14 protein-coding genes are annotated in these 14883 nt (G+C 69.0%); 1 reads left to right on the top strand and 13 read right to left on the bottom strand.

The features are described from left to right. Positions 1 to 71: 71 nt before the first annotated feature. From GSI01S_RS19155 to tesB, 12 genes are all read right to left on the bottom strand, one after another. The gene (locus tag GSI01S_RS19155; RefSeq protein ID WP_372452522.1) at positions 72 to 2411 is read right to left on the bottom strand and encodes a RelA/SpoT family protein; all 2340 of its coding nucleotides are present in this window, start codon (positions 2409 to 2411) and stop codon (positions 72 to 74) included. Further along, positions 2380 to 2949 (bottom strand): adenine phosphoribosyltransferase, encoded by a 570-nt coding sequence (locus GSI01S_RS19160; protein ID WP_006898324.1) that lies wholly within the window; start codon positions 2947 to 2949, stop codon positions 2380 to 2382. Before GSI01S_RS19160 ends, GSI01S_RS19155 begins: the two co-directional genes overlap by 32 nt. Then, a complete protein-coding gene (locus GSI01S_RS19165) occupies positions 2946 to 4646 on the bottom strand; it encodes an ABC transporter substrate-binding protein (RefSeq protein ID WP_006898325.1) in 1701 nt (566 codons plus the stop codon). Before GSI01S_RS19165 ends, GSI01S_RS19160 begins: the two co-directional genes overlap by 4 nt. Next, positions 4643 to 5716, bottom strand: a complete 1074-nt coding sequence (gene secF / locus GSI01S_RS19170; protein WP_006898326.1) for a protein translocase subunit SecF — start codon at positions 5714 to 5716, stop codon at positions 4643 to 4645. The genes GSI01S_RS19165 and secF overlap by 4 nt, the downstream gene beginning before the upstream one ends. Continuing rightward, on the bottom strand, positions 5713 to 7332 hold the full coding sequence (secD, locus tag GSI01S_RS19175) for a protein translocase subunit SecD (RefSeq protein WP_006898327.1): 1620 nt from the start codon (positions 7330 to 7332) through the stop codon (positions 5713 to 5715). The genes secF and secD overlap by 4 nt, the downstream gene beginning before the upstream one ends. A 9-nt stretch (positions 7333 to 7341) precedes the next feature. Then, positions 7342 to 7752: a preprotein translocase subunit YajC gene (gene yajC, locus GSI01S_RS19180; RefSeq protein WP_039868224.1), complete on the bottom strand. Its 411-nt coding sequence runs from the start codon at positions 7750 to 7752 to the stop codon at positions 7342 to 7344. Positions 7753 to 7872: 120 nt separating this feature from the next. Beyond that, positions 7873 to 8940, bottom strand: a complete 1068-nt coding sequence (ruvB, locus tag GSI01S_RS19185) for a Holliday junction branch migration DNA helicase RuvB (protein ID WP_006898329.1) — start codon at positions 8938 to 8940, stop codon at positions 7873 to 7875. Beyond that, a complete protein-coding gene (gene ruvA, locus GSI01S_RS19190) occupies positions 8937 to 9530 on the bottom strand; it encodes a Holliday junction branch migration protein RuvA (RefSeq protein ID WP_006898330.1) in 594 nt (197 codons plus the stop codon). Before ruvA ends, ruvB begins: the two co-directional genes overlap by 4 nt. Beyond that, complete coding sequence (ruvC, locus tag GSI01S_RS19195; RefSeq protein WP_006898331.1) at positions 9527 to 10120, bottom strand: crossover junction endodeoxyribonuclease RuvC; 594 nt, start codon at positions 10118 to 10120, stop codon at positions 9527 to 9529. Before ruvC ends, ruvA begins: the two co-directional genes overlap by 4 nt. A 102-nt stretch (positions 10121 to 10222) precedes the next feature. Beyond that, on the bottom strand, positions 10223 to 10978 hold the full coding sequence (locus GSI01S_RS19200) for a YebC/PmpR family DNA-binding transcriptional regulator (protein WP_006898332.1): 756 nt from the start codon (positions 10976 to 10978) through the stop codon (positions 10223 to 10225). Between the two features lie 54 nt (positions 10979 to 11032). After that, a complete protein-coding gene (gene pdxT / locus GSI01S_RS19205) occupies positions 11033 to 11644 on the bottom strand; it encodes a pyridoxal 5'-phosphate synthase glutaminase subunit PdxT (RefSeq protein ID WP_006898333.1) in 612 nt (203 codons plus the stop codon). Further along, positions 11641 to 12492, bottom strand: coding sequence for an acyl-CoA thioesterase II (gene tesB / locus GSI01S_RS19210; protein WP_006898334.1), 852 nt, complete (start codon positions 12490 to 12492; stop codon positions 11641 to 11643). The genes pdxT and tesB overlap by 4 nt, the downstream gene beginning before the upstream one ends. Positions 12493 to 12588: 96 nt before the next feature. Here tesB and GSI01S_RS19215 point away from each other — a divergent pair, with 96 nt between their 5' ends. After that, the gene (locus GSI01S_RS19215) at positions 12589 to 14562 is read left to right on the top strand and encodes an acyl-CoA dehydrogenase family protein (protein ID WP_006898335.1); all 1974 of its coding nucleotides are present in this window, start codon (positions 12589 to 12591) and stop codon (positions 14560 to 14562) included. Positions 14563 to 14594: 32 nt separating this feature from the next. Here the strand turns inward: GSI01S_RS19215 and GSI01S_RS19220 are convergent. Beyond that, on the bottom strand, positions 14595 to 14883 hold a 289-nt coding region (locus GSI01S_RS19220), incomplete at its 5' end, for a helix-turn-helix domain-containing protein (RefSeq protein ID WP_006898336.1).

Consider the following 14883-nt stretch of genomic DNA (forward strand, 5'->3'; position numbering starts at 1 on the left):
CGATGACCCTGAAGAGGCAGATAGCCCTGAACCAGGCCCGTCGCGCCCTCCGAACCCTCAAGGGGCGCGGGTCAGGCGGCGGACGTCACGCGGTAGACGTCGTAGACGCCCTCGACGTTGCGGACCACGTTCAGCACGTGGCCGAGATGCTTGGGGTCGCCCATCTCGAATGTGAACTTGCTGACCGCGACACGATCACGGTTGGTGGTGAGCGAGGCGGAGAGGATGTTGACGCGCTCGTCGGCGAGGACGCGGGTCACGTCGGAGAGCAGCCGGTGCCGATCGAGAGCCTCCACCTGGATCGCGACCAGGAACACCGAGGACGGGTTGGGCGCCCAACTCACCGGGACCAGGCGTTCGGGCTGCGACCGCAGATCGTCGGCGTTGGTGCAGTCGGAGCGGTGCACGCTGACGCCGCCGCCCCGGGTCACGAAGCCGAGGATCTCATCGCCCGGCACCGGGGTGCAGCATTTGGCGAGCTTGACCAGCACGTTGTCGACGCCCTCGACCACGACTCCGCTGTCACCGCTCTGCCTGCTGCGGGTCGGCGACGACGGAGTGGCCCGATTGGCGATCTCCTCCTCGGCCGCGTCGACGCCGCCGAGCATCGCCACCAACCGATGCACCACCCGTCCCGCGGGCACATGACCCTCTCCGACCGCCGTGTACAGCGCATCGACGTCGTTGAAGCCGAACTCTTTGGCCAGCGCGTTGATCGACTCGCCCGAGACCAGCCGGTGCACGGGCAGACCGCCGCGGCGGACCTCCTTGACGATCGCGTCCTTGCCGGCTTCGAGCGCCTCCTCGCGGCGCTCCTTGGCGAACCATTGGCGGATCTTGGCCTTGGCGCGGGGCGAGACGACGAAGTTCTGCCAGTCCTTGCTGGGTCCGGCGTTCTCGGCCTTGGACGTGAACACCTCCACCACTTCGCCGTTCTCCAGCGCCCGCTCCAGCGCCACCAGTCGCCCGTTCACGCGGGCTCCGATGCACCGGTGGCCGACCTCGGTGTGGACCGCGTAGGCGAAGTCGATGGGCGTCGATCCCGCGGGGAGCGTGATCACGTCGCCCTTCGGGGTGAAGACGAAGATCTCCTTCACCGCGAGGTCGTAGCGCAGGGACTCGAGGAACTCCCCCGGGTCGGCCGCCTCCCGCTGCCAGTCGAGCAACTGCCGCATCCACGCCATGTCGTCGACCTCGGCGATGTCGGTCGCCTTGCGCCCCTTGCCCTTCCGGCCCTCCTTGTAGCGCCAGTGCGCGGCGATGCCGAACTCCGCGGTCCGGTGCATCTCGAAGGTGCGGATCTGCACCTCGAGCGGCTTGCCCTCGGGGCCGATCACCGTGGTGTGCAGCGACTGATACACGCCGAAGCTGGGTTGCGCGATGTAGTCCTTGAAGCGGCCGGCCATCGGCTGCCAGAGCGAGTGGACCACGCCGATCGCGGCGTAGCAGTCGCGGACCTCGTCGCACAGGATGCGCATGCCGACGAGATCGTGGATGTCGTCGAAGTCCTTGCCCTTGACGATCATCTTCTGATAAATCGACCAGTAGTGCTTCGGCCGGCCTTCGACGGTGGCGGTGATGCGCGAGGCGCCGAGCGCGGTGTTGAGGTCGGAGCGCACGCGCGCGAGATAGGTGTCCCGGCTGGGTGCGCGGTCGGCGACGAGCCGGACGATCTCCTCGTACTTCTTCGGATGCAGAATCGCGAAGGCGAGATCCTCCAGTTCCCACTTCACGGTCGCCATGCCCAGCCGGTGCGCGAGCGGTGCGATCACCTCGAGGGTCTCGCGCGCCTTGCGGGCCTGCTTCTCGGGCGGGAGGAACCGCATGGTGCGCATGTTGTGGAGACGGTCGGCGACTTTGATGACCAGCACCCGCGGATCACGCGCCATCGCGATGATCATCTTGCGAATGGTCTCGGCCTCCGCCGCACTGCCGAGCGCCACCTTGTCGAGTTTGGTGACGCCGTCGACCAGATGCGCCACTTCGGCGCCGAAGTCCGCCTCGAGCTTCTCCAAGGAGTAGCTGGTGTCCTCGACCGTGTCGTGCAGCAGCGCCGCCACCAGCGTGGTGGTGTCCATGCCCAGGTCGGCGAGGATGGTGGCGACCGCCAGTGGATGCGTGATGTACGGATCACCGGACTTGCGGAACTGGCCCGAGTGGGCCTCCTCCGCCACCGCATAGGCCTGCTGCAGGACGGCGACGTCGGCTTTCGGATACACCTCGCGGTGCAGACTCACGAGCGGTTCCAGGACCGGCGCGACCCCGCTGCGCGGCGGCGCCGTCATCCGCCGTGCCAAACGCGCTCGCACGCGGCGCGAACTCAGCGGTGAACCGTCGTCCGGGCGCTTGGTATCGGGATCGCTCATAACGCGATGGTACTCAGCCGCGGCAGAGGTTATGCACTCGAACAGCGGGTCCGAGGTCCGCCGCGATCGTGGCCCGGCCGGGCAGATCCGCGAGTTCCATGATCACCGCGATCGCCTCGACCCGCGCGCCGGCGGATTCGAGCAGCCGGGTGGCGGCCACGACCGTGCCCCCGGTCGCCAGGACGTCGTCGACCACGGCGACACGGCGCCCCGTGAAGTCGATCCCCTCGGCCGGCACCTCGAGCCGCGACGTGCCGTATTCGAGCTGGTAGTCGACCCCGATGACCGGCGGCGGCAGCTTGCCCGCCTTACGGACCGCGACGAGACCTGTGCCCAGTTCGCGGGCCACGGCACCGCCGACGAGGAAGCCTCGCGCGTCGATGCCCGCGATGAGGTCGGCCCCCGCGCAGGCCTGGGCGAGTGCGCCGGTCACCGCGGCGAACGCCGCCGCATCGGCGAGCACGGGCGTCAGATCTTTGAATTCGACACCGGGCGAAGGGAAGTCGGCGACGAGCCGAGCATGCTGCTCGATCGCGGCCTGCGCGAGGCCCCGCAGGTCGGACGAGCGTTCGGTGAGGCTCACCCCGACACGCCCCAGCGGTCCATGTTCCAGCCGGTGCCCGACACGCCGAGCCCGGGGACCACATGCGTGACCGACGACGATTCCCGTGCGCGGACGGTGCCGAACAGCGGAACCGTCGGCAATTCGTCCCACGCCGCCGTCTCGATCGTCCGCAGCAGCGGTAGCCGGGCGCTGTCGCTGCGCGTCGCCGCCAGCTCGGTGATCGCGTCGCTGACCTGCTTGTTACGGAAACCCGACAGGTTCAGCGGGTCGCCGCCGAAGAGGGCGTACGCCTCGGGGAAGCCCGATGCGGTGCTCGACGCGGCGAAGCTCCCGTCCGAGAGCAGCAGCGCGTCGACGTCCTTGCCGAGCGCGGTCACCGACAGATCGGGCGAGGCGACGTCCTCCACGGTGAAACCCGCGGGAGTGCAGGCGTCGGCGATCATCCGGACCGCGTCGGCGTTCTCCTGCGACTTCGCGAGGTATCCGATCCGGATCCGGGGTTTCGCGCGCGCCCCGTTCTCTCCGATCGCGCGCTGGGCCAGCAGTTCCTTGGCTCGCGGCACGTCCGACCGCGGGTACCGGCGGCCGTACTGGACGTTCAGCGACGGTCCCAGAGGATCCGCGGGTGAGGCGGTGCGCAGATTCCACACCACGCCGTTGGTGCCGAAGCGGCGGGCGAGAGCGTCGCGCGGCATGCACGACGCCAGTGCCTTGCGCACCAGCGGATCGGCCGCGGCCCCCTTGCCGGCGAACACCAGCTGCGTCACCGACAGTGGAGCCGGTTCGCGCAACGTCGATCGGTCGACGGGGGTGGTGGGCGCGGCGCGTCCGGACACCCGATCGCCGAGCGCGAGGTCGGCGGTGTCGATGACGGTGGACCGGGAACCGTCGAGGGCGGCTTCGCCGTCGGTGCCCCGCGGCCAGACGGTGATGGTCTGCGCCGCCGGGCGCGCGCCCCACCACTTGTCGTTCGCGACCAGCTTGAGACCGCCGTCGACGGTGTACGAGTCGATGCGATACGGACCGGCGGACGGGAACCGGTCGGCCTCGACCGCGGCTCCCGGCCGAAGGTCGAAACCGGTGTTCCACGCCTTCGCGATCTTGGCGATCGCGGTCCGGTCGCCCGAGCGGATCGGGTCGACCACGTTGGGCACGCCCGCCAGCCGCGCCACGACGTGCGCGGGCAGCAGCGTTCCGGAACCGAAGAGCTCGTTCCACTGGCCGTAGGCGCTGCCGCGTTTGAAGACCACGGTGGCGGTCCGGGCGCCCGGTGTGCATTCCACACGGGCTATGTCGCGGTAGCCCGCGTTGGTGGCGGCGTCGAAACCCGGTACCGAGCCGCCCATCGCGGTCGCCGCCAGGAACAGATCGTCGCAGCTGAGCGCGGTGCCGTCGGAGTAGACCGCGGCGGGTGTGAAGTCGTAGCGCAGAGTCAGGGCCTCGCCCTGTTCCTGCGAGACGGTGCCCACGTCCCGATCGGCGAGGATCTGGCCCTCCGGGCCGACGATGGAGAAGCCCGGGAGCACGCGGGTCAGCGCCATCAGGGCACCGTCGGCATGCGCGTCGACGGTGTTGACGTTGTACGACGACACCCGTGCGTCGATGAGGTAGTCCACGTCCGACCGCTTCTCGCCGCCGCACGCGACGAGTGCTCCACCCGCGGCCGCACCGACCGCGAGCAGAGCTGCGGCACGGCGCAGCCGCGGGTGAATCATGCTGAGACCTTCTCTCGGCGGGCGAGGACCTTGGCCGTGTGCCGCTTGATGTCGGTCGATCGTTCCTTCATCGTCACCAGCAGCGGCGAGGCGAGGAAGACCGAGGAGAAGGTGCCGACGACCACGCCGACGAGCTGGATCAGCGCCAGATCCTTCAGCGTGCCGACACCGAGCATCCACACGGCGACCACCATCAGCGCGATGATCGGCAGGATCGAGATCACCGTGGTGTTGATCGAGCGCATCAGCGTCTGGTTCACCGCGAGGTTGGTCTGCTCGGCGTATGTGCGGCGCGTGGTCGCGAGCACCGATCTGGTGTTCTCCTCGACCTTGTCGAAGACCACCACCGTGTCGTAGACGGAGAAGCCGAGGATCGTCAGCAGGCCGATCACCGTCGCGGGCGTCATCTCCCAACCGACGAGCGAATAGATGCCGGCGGTGACGACGAGGTCGAAGATGAGCGAGGCCATCGCCGCGATCGACATCTCCTTGTCGAATCTGATCGCGATGTAGATGAACGCCACTACCAGGAACACCGCGAGCGCGATCAGCATCTTTCGCGTGATCTCCTTGCCCCACGTCGAGCTGACGTCGGAGGAACTCACATCGGCCTGGGTCACCTCCGGCTCGAAGGCCGTGCCGAGCGCGTGCAGGAGCTTGCCGGTCTCCTCGGTCGTGAGCGTCTCGGTGCGCAGCTGGATGGTCGCGGAGTTGCCGCTGCCCGCCTGCTGAACCGACTGCGGGTCCTTGCCGAGGGTGTCGCTGAATACCTTCGACACCTCGCTCGTGGTGACGCCGGCGCGTGCGGGCACCGACACCTGGGTTCCGCCCTCGAAGTCGATGCCGAAGGTGAACCCGCGGATCGCGATCGACAGGATGCAGATCAGCATCAGCACGCCGGAGATGACGTACCACATGCGGCGCCGCCGCCCGACGACGTCGAAGGCGCCGGTGCCGGAGTACAGGCGGGAGAGGAAGGACTGGTCCTTGGCCGCGACGTAGTCGGCGTCGGCCCAGTCCGCGGGCGCCGTGCCGGAGCGCGACGTGTCTGAGGTCGTCTTGTCGCTCACTGCGACTCCCCCTCTGATCGATCAGCGGCGGAGCCGGAGGTGCGTGCCGCTGCGCTCGCCTTGCGACGAGCCCGCGCCACCTCCGATACCGCGCCGAGGCCGTTGACGGCCGGTCGGGAAAGGAACTCGTTCCGGCTCGCGAGCACGACCAGCGGGTGCGTCACGAGGAACACGATGACGATGTCGATCAGCGTGGTCAAGCCCAGGGTGAACGCGAATCCGCGCACCGCCCCCACGGCGAGCAGGTAGATGATCGCCGCGCAGATGAAGCTGACCGCGTTGCCGGTCCAGACCGTGCGCCGCGCGCTCTGCCAGCCGCGGGACACCGCCGACCGCACCGTCCGGCCCTCACGCATCTCATCCTTGATGCGCTCGAAGTAGACCACGAACGAGTCGGCGGTCATGCCGATGCCGATGATCAGACCGGCGATGCCCGCGAGGTCGAGCGTGAAGTCGATCCAGCGGCCCAGCAGCACGATGATGCCGTACACCATCGCACCGGCCAGGATCAGCGACAGCACCGACAGGAAGCCCATCGCGCGGTAGTAGATCAGCGAGTAGATCAGGACCAGGATCAGGCCGACCAGGCCGGCGATCAGGCCTGCCTGCAGCGAGTGCAGTCCGAGGGTCGCCGAGACCGTCTGAGCGTCCGACATCGCGAACGACAGCGGCAGCGAACCGTACTTCAGTGCGTTGGCCAGCTGGTTCGCCTCGTCCTGGGTGAAGGAGCCGCTGATCTCGGTGGTGCCGAGAATCTGCTGGTTGATCGACGGCGCACTCAGCACCCGGGTGTCGAGCGTGACCGCGGTCGGGGTTCCGACGTGCTTGCCCGTGTAGTCGGCCCACGTCTTCTTGCCGTCGCCCTTGAAATCGACGTTGACCGTCCACGCGCCCGTCTGGTTCTGCCCGGCCTTCGCGCTCGCGATATCGCGGCCGTCGATCAGCATCGGCTCGAGCAGGTACACCATCCCGTCCTTGTCACCGCAGGTGACGAGGTACTCGTCCGGCCGGTCGTGGCCCACCAGCGGGTCGTTGGCCGACGCCGAGCAGTCGAGCTTGCCCATCTCCTGTCGGAGCTTGTCGAGGGTGGCCTTGTCGGCGTTCGCCGGGGCCTGCCGCAGGCTGCGCTGCTCGTCGATGGCCGCGGTCTGCTCCTCCGGCGTCATATCGGCGACCTTCTTGGCCGTCGGATCCGGTTTCTGCTTGGTCGCCGGCTGCTGCTCGACGACCGGACGAATGTAGAGCCGCGCGGTCTGACCGAGCGCACGAGCCTGTTTGCCGTCGTCACCCGGCACGGTGATGACGATGGTGCTGCCGTTGACGACGACCTCCGAGCCGCCGACGCCGAGGCCGTTGACGCGCTGGTCGATGATCTGGCGCGCCTGGTCGAGCTGTTCGGCCGAGGGCGCCTTGCCGTCGTCGGTGCGAGCGGTCAGCACCACCCGGGTGCCGCCCTGCAGGTCGATGCCGAGTTTGGGCTTCGGGCTTCCGCCGCCTGTGAAGAACACCAGCGCATAGATGATGCCGAGGACGACGAAGAACACCGTGAGCGGCTTCCACGGTGCAACCTCGGGCCGCAGCTTGGTGCCGGCGGCGCGTCGATTGGGTTTAGTCACGTGGGTCGTCTACTTCTCTTCGGGCTTCGCTTCGTTCTTCTCGTCGCGCGATTCGTCGGCCGCCGGCGCGTCCGGAACGATCTCTGATGTCTCGATCGCGGTGGTCTCAAGCGCTATGGTCTCCACCTCGGGGGCCTCATCGGTGGCCTCGCTCTCCGGCGTCACGACCTCGCGGATGGCCAGCCGGTTCCACTCGGTCACCACACCGGGAGCGAGTTCGAGCTTCACGACGTCGCTGTCACCGTCGCCGGTGTCGACCACGGTGGCGAAGAGACCCGAATGCAGCTGCACGCGCGCACCGGCCTCGAGGGAGTTCTGCATCTCGTTCATAGCGGCCGCACGCTTCTTCTGGTTGCGGATGCTGAAGAACATGAAGCCGGCCATCAAGACCAGCATCAACGGGAGGATCAACGATTCCATGGGGACCAGTGTGCCAGGCCCGCCGGGCGCGAGACTCACAGGTGGCGCTCGCGTCGCGATTCTGATTCATGCTCCGACCGATCGCGTCGCGCGACCGCCCGTCCGACGGCGTGACGTGCGTCAGTCGAAGAGGGTTCCGGTGCCGTCCTCGCGCACGCGGACCCCGAGTACTCGGTCCATCGCACCCGCCGGCGGCTGAAGACCCAGGTGATGCCAGGCCGCCGCGGTGGCGACACGGCCCCGCGGAGTCCGCGCGATCATTCCGGCGCGCACCAGGAACGGCTCGCACACCTCTTCCACCGTGGCCGGTTCCTCGCCGACGGCCACGGCGAGCGTCGAGACGCCCACCGGCCCCCCGCCGAAGCCGCGCACGAGAGCGCCGAGTACCGCGCGATCGAGCCGATCCAGTCCCAGTTCGTCCACGTCGTACACCGCCAGCGCCGCGCGCGCGGCCGACAGGTCGACGCGGCCGTCGCCGCGGACCTCCGCGTAGTCCCGCACTCTCCGCAGGAGCCGATTCGCGATCCGGGGTGTTCCGCGCGAGCGTCCGGCGACCTCGGCCGCAGCCTCCGGTTCGATGGCGATCCCGAGGATCGCCGCCGACCGCTGCAGCACCCGGACCAGCTCGCCGGTCTCGTAGAACTCCATGTGCGCGGTGAATCCGAACCGGTCGCGCAGCGGGCCGGTCAGTGCGCCGGATCGCGTGGTGGCGCCCACCAGGGTGAACGGCGCCACCTCCAGCGGGATGGACGTGGCGCCCGGGCCCTTGCCCACGACGACGTCGACGCGGAAGTCCTCCATCGCCAGGTACAGCATCTCCTCGGCGGGCCGGGCGATGCGATGGATCTCGTCGATGAACAGCACATCGCCCTCGACGAGATTCGACAGCATCGCCGCCAGATCGCCCGCCCGCTCCAGCGCGGGGCCCGAGGTGATGCGGATCGCCGCCCCCATCTCGCCGGCGATGATCATCGCCAGCGACGTCTTGCCCAGCCCGGGAGGCCCCGACAGCAGGATGTGATCGGGCGTGCGGCCCCGCGCCCGCGCCGCGTGCAGCACCAGTTCGAGCTGTTCGCGGACGCGCGGCTGCCCGATGAAGTCGGTCAGGCTCGACGGCCGCAGACTCGCGTCGAGGTCACCGTCGCCCGCGATGGGACCGGCCGCCAGGAAGTCTTCCTCCGGATTCATCGACGCGGCCCGAGGGCGGTGAGCGCGGCGCGAAGGAGAGCCGACGAGTCGGCGTCGGCGTTGTCGGCGAGTACCGCGGCGACGGCCTTCTGCGCGGCGCCCTCGGTGAAGCCGAGGCCGACGAGAGCCTCGGTGACCTGGGCGCCGGCTCCGGCAGGCACCGAGACTCCCGCCTGCGACGACGCCGGTCCAGCGGTCACCTTGTCGCGCAACTCCACCACCAGCCGTTCGGCCACCCGCTTGCCGATCCCCGGAACCGCCGTGAGCGCCTTCGCATCCGAATCGGCCAGCGCACGCCGCAGGGTGTCCGGCTCGAGGACCGCCAGCGTCGCCATCGCCAGACGCGGACCGACGCCGGTCACCGTCTGCAGCAACCCGAACAGGTCGCGCGCCTCGGGATCGGTGAAGCCGTACAGCGTCATCGAGTCCTCGCGCACCATCATGGCGGTGAGGAGCCGCACCGTGGTCCCCCGCTTGAGCGACCCGAGAGTCGGCGGAGTCGCCAAGACGCGATAGCCGACTCCGGCGCATTCGATCACAGCGTGATCGAGCGCGATGTCGATGACCTCGCCGGACACGGACGCGATCACGACGCCGCCTCTCCGCCCAGCACAGCGCGGGCCTCCTCCTGTGCCGCCTTGAGCCGGGCGCGATGACGGTTCTGCGCCTCGCGCGCCCGCTTGGCGGCCTCTTCCATGCGATCGTTGACCGGACCGCGCCAGCAGTGACAGATGGCCAGCGCGAGCGCGTCGGCCGCGTCGGCCGGCTTCGGCGGCGTCTGCATTCCGAGAATCCGCGTGACCATCGCCGTCACCTGCGCCTTGTCCGCCCGGCCGGAGCCGGTGACAGCGGCCTTCACCTCGCTCGGCGTGTGGAACCGCACCGGGATTCCGCGTTGCGCGGCGGCCAGCGCGATCACGCCCGCCGCCTGTGCCGTACCCATCGCCGTGCTCACCTGGCGTTGCGCGAAGACCCGCTCGATCGCCACGACGTCGGGTCCGTGCGTGTCGATCCAGTGGACGGCGCCCACGTGGATCGCAAGCAGCCGTTCGGCCAGTTCCATGTCGGCCGGGGTGCGGACCACGTCGACGTCGAGCGCGGTGACTCTGCGGCCGGTTCCCGCCTCCACCAACGCGATTCCGCATCGGGTGAGGCCGGGGTCGACGCCCATGACTCGCACTCGCGCCTCACTTCCCGATCAAGGCCGTCGTCGCACCCGACGGGCACGACGACGGCATCCTCCGCTGCAGCGCAGCGGTAAGAACACTTGTTCGAGACTCTATCAGTCGTTCTCGAGCTCGGCGAGCACCTCGTCGCTGATGTCGACATTGCTGTAGACGTTCTGAACGTCGTCGGAGTCCTCCAGCGCATCGATCAGCTTCATCACCTTGCGCGCACCCTCGGCATCGACGGCCACCTCGACCGACGCGCGGAAGTCCGGCTCGGCCGAGTCGTAGTCGATTCCCGCCTCCTGGAGCGCCGTGCGCACGGCGACCAGATCACCGGGTTCGCTGACGATCTCGAAGGAATCACCCAGATCGGTGACCTCCTCGGCACCCGCGTCCAGCACGGCCATCAGCACGTCGTCCTCGGTCTGATCGCCCTTCTCCAACGTCACCACGCCCTTGCGGGTGAACAGGTACGACACCGAGCCCGGGTCGGCCATGTTGCCGCCGTTGCGGGTCATCGCCACCCGGACCTCGGTCGCGGCACGGTTGCGGTTGTCGGTCAGGCACTCGATCAGGATGGCGACGCCGTTGGGGCCGTAGCCCTCGTAGGTGATGTTCTGCCAGTCGGCGCCGCCTCCCTCTTCACCGCCGCCGCGCTTGCGTGCGCGCTCGATGTTGTCGTTCGGGACCGACGACTTCTTCGCCTTCTGAATCGCGTCGTACAGCGTCGGATTGCCTGCCGGATCACTACCACCCGTACGAGCCGCCACCTCGATGTTCTTGATCAGCTTGGCGAACATCTTGCCGCGCTTGGCGTCGATGACAGCCTTCTTGTGCTTGGTGGTGGCCCATTTGGAGTGGCCGCTCATTGTGGTGTTCCCTTCGTGAAAAGTCAGCGATGCCTGTCAGGGCACGGGCAGATTCTACGCTGTGGCAACCATATCGACGAAGAACTCGTGCACGCGCACGTCGCCGGTGACCTCCGGATGAAACGACGTGGCCAGCACGTTTCCCTGCCGTACGGCGACGACACGCCCCGCCGCGGGCCCGCGGTCCACCGTCGCCAGGACCTGCACTCCCGGCCCGGTCTCCTCCACCCACGGCGCCCGGATGAACACGGCGCGCACCGGACGCTCCCCCGGTCGGTCGGTGATGCCGGCGAAGCTCAGATCGGTCTCGAACGATTCCACCTGACGCCCGAACGCATTGCGCCGCACCGTCACATCCAGTGCGTCGAGATGCCGGGCGTCCGGCCGGGTGTCGAGGATCTTCGACGCCAGCATGATCATCCCCGCGCACGAGCCGTACGCGGGCAGCCCGTCACGCAACCGCTTCACCAGCGGGTCGTAGAGCTCGAACACACCGAGCAGCCGGCTCATCGCCGTCGATTCGCCGCCGGGGATCACCAGGCCGTCCACCGCGTCGAGCTCCGATTCCCGGCGCACCGGCACCGCCTCGGCACCGCACGCGGCCAGCGCCGCCACGTGCTCGCGGACATCGCCCTGCAGAGCGAGCACACCGATCCGCACGCTCACCGGTCCTGCCTCATGATCGACGCGGCCGAGTCGGTAGCGACCGACCTGGTCAGTCCCTCCTGGGTCACCGCGGCCACCATCCGGCCGGAGCGGTCGAAGATCCGGCCCTGGGTCAGGGCCCGCCCGCCGCCCGCCGACGGCGAGGTCTGGTCGTACAGCAGCCAGTCGTCGGCCCGGAACGGCCGGAGGAACCACATCGCGTGATCGAGCGAGGCCGTCTGCGCCTTCGCCCCCGGGTGCACCGTCATCGACGACCCCAGCAGCGTCATGTCACTCATGTACGCCAGCGTGCACACGTGCAGCAGATGGTCGTCCGGCAACGGGAGCCGGTACTTGAACCAGACCCGCTGTTGTGCGGCCAGCCCCGGATACCTGGAGGTCTCCGCCTGACCGACGATCCGGATGTCGAAGTTCGCCCACTCCTCCAGCAGCGCCCTCTGACTGTCGTCCGCCGACTCGCGGCCCGGCAGCGACTCCGGGTCCGGCACCTCGGGCATCCGATCCTGGTGCTCGATGCCCTCGTCGTGGGTCACATGGAACGACGCCGACATCGAGAAGATCGCCTCGCCGTCCTGCACACCGGTCACCCGCCGGGTCACGAACGAACGCCCGTCGCGGATGCGGTCGACCATGAACACCGCGGGCTCGTCCGGCCTTCCCGGCCGGAGGAAATAGCCGTGCAACGAGTGGACGGCGAACTCCCGGTCCACTGTCCGGGTCGCGGCCACCAGGGCCTGCCCGGCCACCTGACCGCCGAACGTCCTGCGCAGCTGGCTCGGGAAGGAACCGCCGCGATAGATGTCGTTGTCGATCCGCTCCACGGCCAGAATCTCTTCAATGCTCGCCACCCGGCGATTATCGCACCAGCTGCCGAGACCCGCGCACACCGCTCCACGCACTCCGCTCCGCTCCCGGCGTCGGCAACCCCTCGGTAGGGTCAGGGCATGAGCCCCGAGACGAGTTCTGCAGACGCCGGCACCGACGACACCGGAGCGGATCTGGCCGCCCGGTTGCGCACCGTCCTCGACGGGCGGTGGTCCGCCACCCGCGACACCGTGCGCGACCACATCCAGACTCACGCACTGCTCCCCCAGTCCGGACTGTCCCTCGACGACTATCGCGCCCGCGTGCTCGGCCAGATGAAGGAGATGGTCGCCCTCGGTTTCCCCGCTGCCGGCTTCCGGGCCGAGCACGGCGGCACCGGTGACGTGGGCGCAGCCGTCACCGCCATCGAGACCCTCGGCTACGGCGACCTCTCGCTGATGGTCAAGGCCGGCGTCCAATGGGGCCTGTTCGGCGGAGCCATCGAGAACCTCGGCACCGCACGCCACCACGACGAATACGTCCGCGGCCTCATCGACCTCGACGTACTCGGCTGTTTCGCGATGACGGAGACCGGCCACGGATCCAACGTCCAGCACTTGGAGACCACCGCCACCTATCGACCCGACACCGAAGAGTTCGAAATCCATTCGCCGACGCCGAACTCGCGCAAGGACTACATCGGCGGGGCCGCCGCCCACGCCCGCTACGCCGCGGTCTTCGCACAGCTCGTCACCGGCGGGCCGGGCGAGGAACCGGTCGGCCGCGGCGTCCACTGCTTCGTGGTGCCGATCCGGGACGCCGACGGCGCCGACCTCCCCGGCGTCACCACCTCCGACTGCGGCTACAAGGGCGGTCTCCCCGGAGTCGACAACGGCCGGATCTCCTTCGACCACGTCCGTGTCCCGCGCGCCAACCTGCTCAACCGGTACGGCGACGTGGCCGCCGACGGCACGTACTCCAGCCCCATCGAGTCCGACAACCGCCGGTTCTTCACCATGCTCGGCACCCTGGTCCGCGGCCGCGTCACCGTAGGCGCCTCGGCCGGTGCCGCGGGACGCTTCGGCCTGGCCCTCGCGGTGAACTACGCCCTGGTCCGCCGACAGTTTCAGGCGCCCGGCGGCGACGGCGAACTGCTGCTGATGGACTACCGCACACACCAGCGACGGCTTCTCCCCCTGGTGGCGCGCGCATACGCCTTCGCACTCGCACAGAACGAGGTCACCGCCGAACTCCACGACTTGCAGACCGCGGACCCGGACACCGTCGACCCGGCCGACATGCGCCGTCTGGAGACCAAGGCCGCCGCCATCAAAGCCGGTCACACGGCGCTGGCCCAGCGCGCGATCTCCGAGGCGCGCGAAGCCTGCGGTGGCGCCGGGTACCTGTCGGAGAATCTGCTGCCCCTGCTCCGCGGCGACATCGACGTCTTCACCACCTTCGAGGGCGACAACCTGGTACTCACGCAACTCGTCGCCAAGCAGCAGCTCACCTCGTACGCGGATGACATCCGCGACCTCGACCCCGTGGGATGGGTGAGGTTCGTCGCCAACATGGCAGGCAGCGTCGCGCTGGAGAAGACCGCGGCGCGGCAGGTGGTGCAGACCCTGCTCGACGGCTCCGACGAAGACCCCGAGAACAGCGCCCTCACACACCCCGGAACTCAGCTCAGGCTGCTCCGCAACCGGGAGGATCACCTCACCCGGACGGTCGCGGGACGGCTGGGACGCGCCCGCGAGGACGACGCCGATCCGGTAGCGGTCTTCACCGACACCCAGGATCACCTGATCAAGGTCGGGCAGGCGCACATCGAGCGGATCGTTCTCGAAACCTTCGTCGAGGTGATCGGACGAGTCCAGGACCGCGAGACCCGCCGGTTGCTCAAGCGGGTCCGCGACCTGTTCGTCTACTCGGTCCTGGAAGAGGACCTGTCGTGGTTCCTCATGCACCGGCACGTCAGCGTGGAACGCGCCAAGGCCGTCCGTCGCGGCGTCAACGAACTCTGCGCCGACCTGCGGCCGCACGCTCAGACGCTCGTCGACGCCTTCGGCGTGCCGCCGGTCGGTCTCGACGTGCCGATGCTGCGGCACCGGTAGGACCGGCAGGTTCACCGGCGACCGGCCGGGCCTCAGAGCTCGTCTATGTCGACGATGTCGTCCTGAATCGCACGGGCGACGAGCGCGGCCTTGGTGGAGGCCGGACGGCCGAGTTCGGCGTACTTGGCCCGGATGCGGGTCAGATGGGTGTTGACCGTGCCGAGCGAGATGTACAGCGCCTCGGCGACCGCAGGCTTCGAATCGAGCATCAGCCAGGTGCGCAGCACCTCCACCTCCCGATCGGTGAGCGTCGGCTGCGGCAGCCGCGCCGCCGGAACCGCCGCGTCGGCCTGCCGGCCCGCAGTGGCGGGAGCGGGCGCG

The organism is Gordonia sihwensis NBRC 108236 (assembly GCF_000333035.1).
GTDB classification, from domain to species: Bacteria; Actinomycetota; Actinomycetes; order Mycobacteriales; family Mycobacteriaceae; genus Gordonia; species Gordonia sihwensis.

What these genes read in the sequence shown, in the direction of transcription:
- GSI01S_RS19165 (WP_006898325.1), bottom strand. Translation starts at nt 4,646, where the DNA reads ATGATTCACCCGCGGCTGCGCCGTGCCGCAGCTCTGCTCGCGGTCGGT.
- yajC (WP_039868224.1), bottom strand. Translation starts at nt 7,752, where the DNA reads ATGGAATCGTTGATCCTCCCGTTGATGCTGGTCTTGATGGCCGGCTTC.
- ruvB (WP_006898329.1), bottom strand. Translation starts at nt 8,940, where the DNA reads ATGAATCCGGAGGAAGACTTCCTGGCGGCCGGTCCCATCGCGGGCGAC.
- GSI01S_RS19200 (WP_006898332.1), bottom strand. Translation starts at nt 10,978, where the DNA reads ATGAGCGGCCACTCCAAATGGGCCACCACCAAGCACAAGAAGGCTGTC.
- GSI01S_RS19215 (WP_006898335.1), top strand. Translation starts at nt 12,589, where the DNA reads ATGAGCCCCGAGACGAGTTCTGCAGACGCCGGCACCGACGACACCGGA.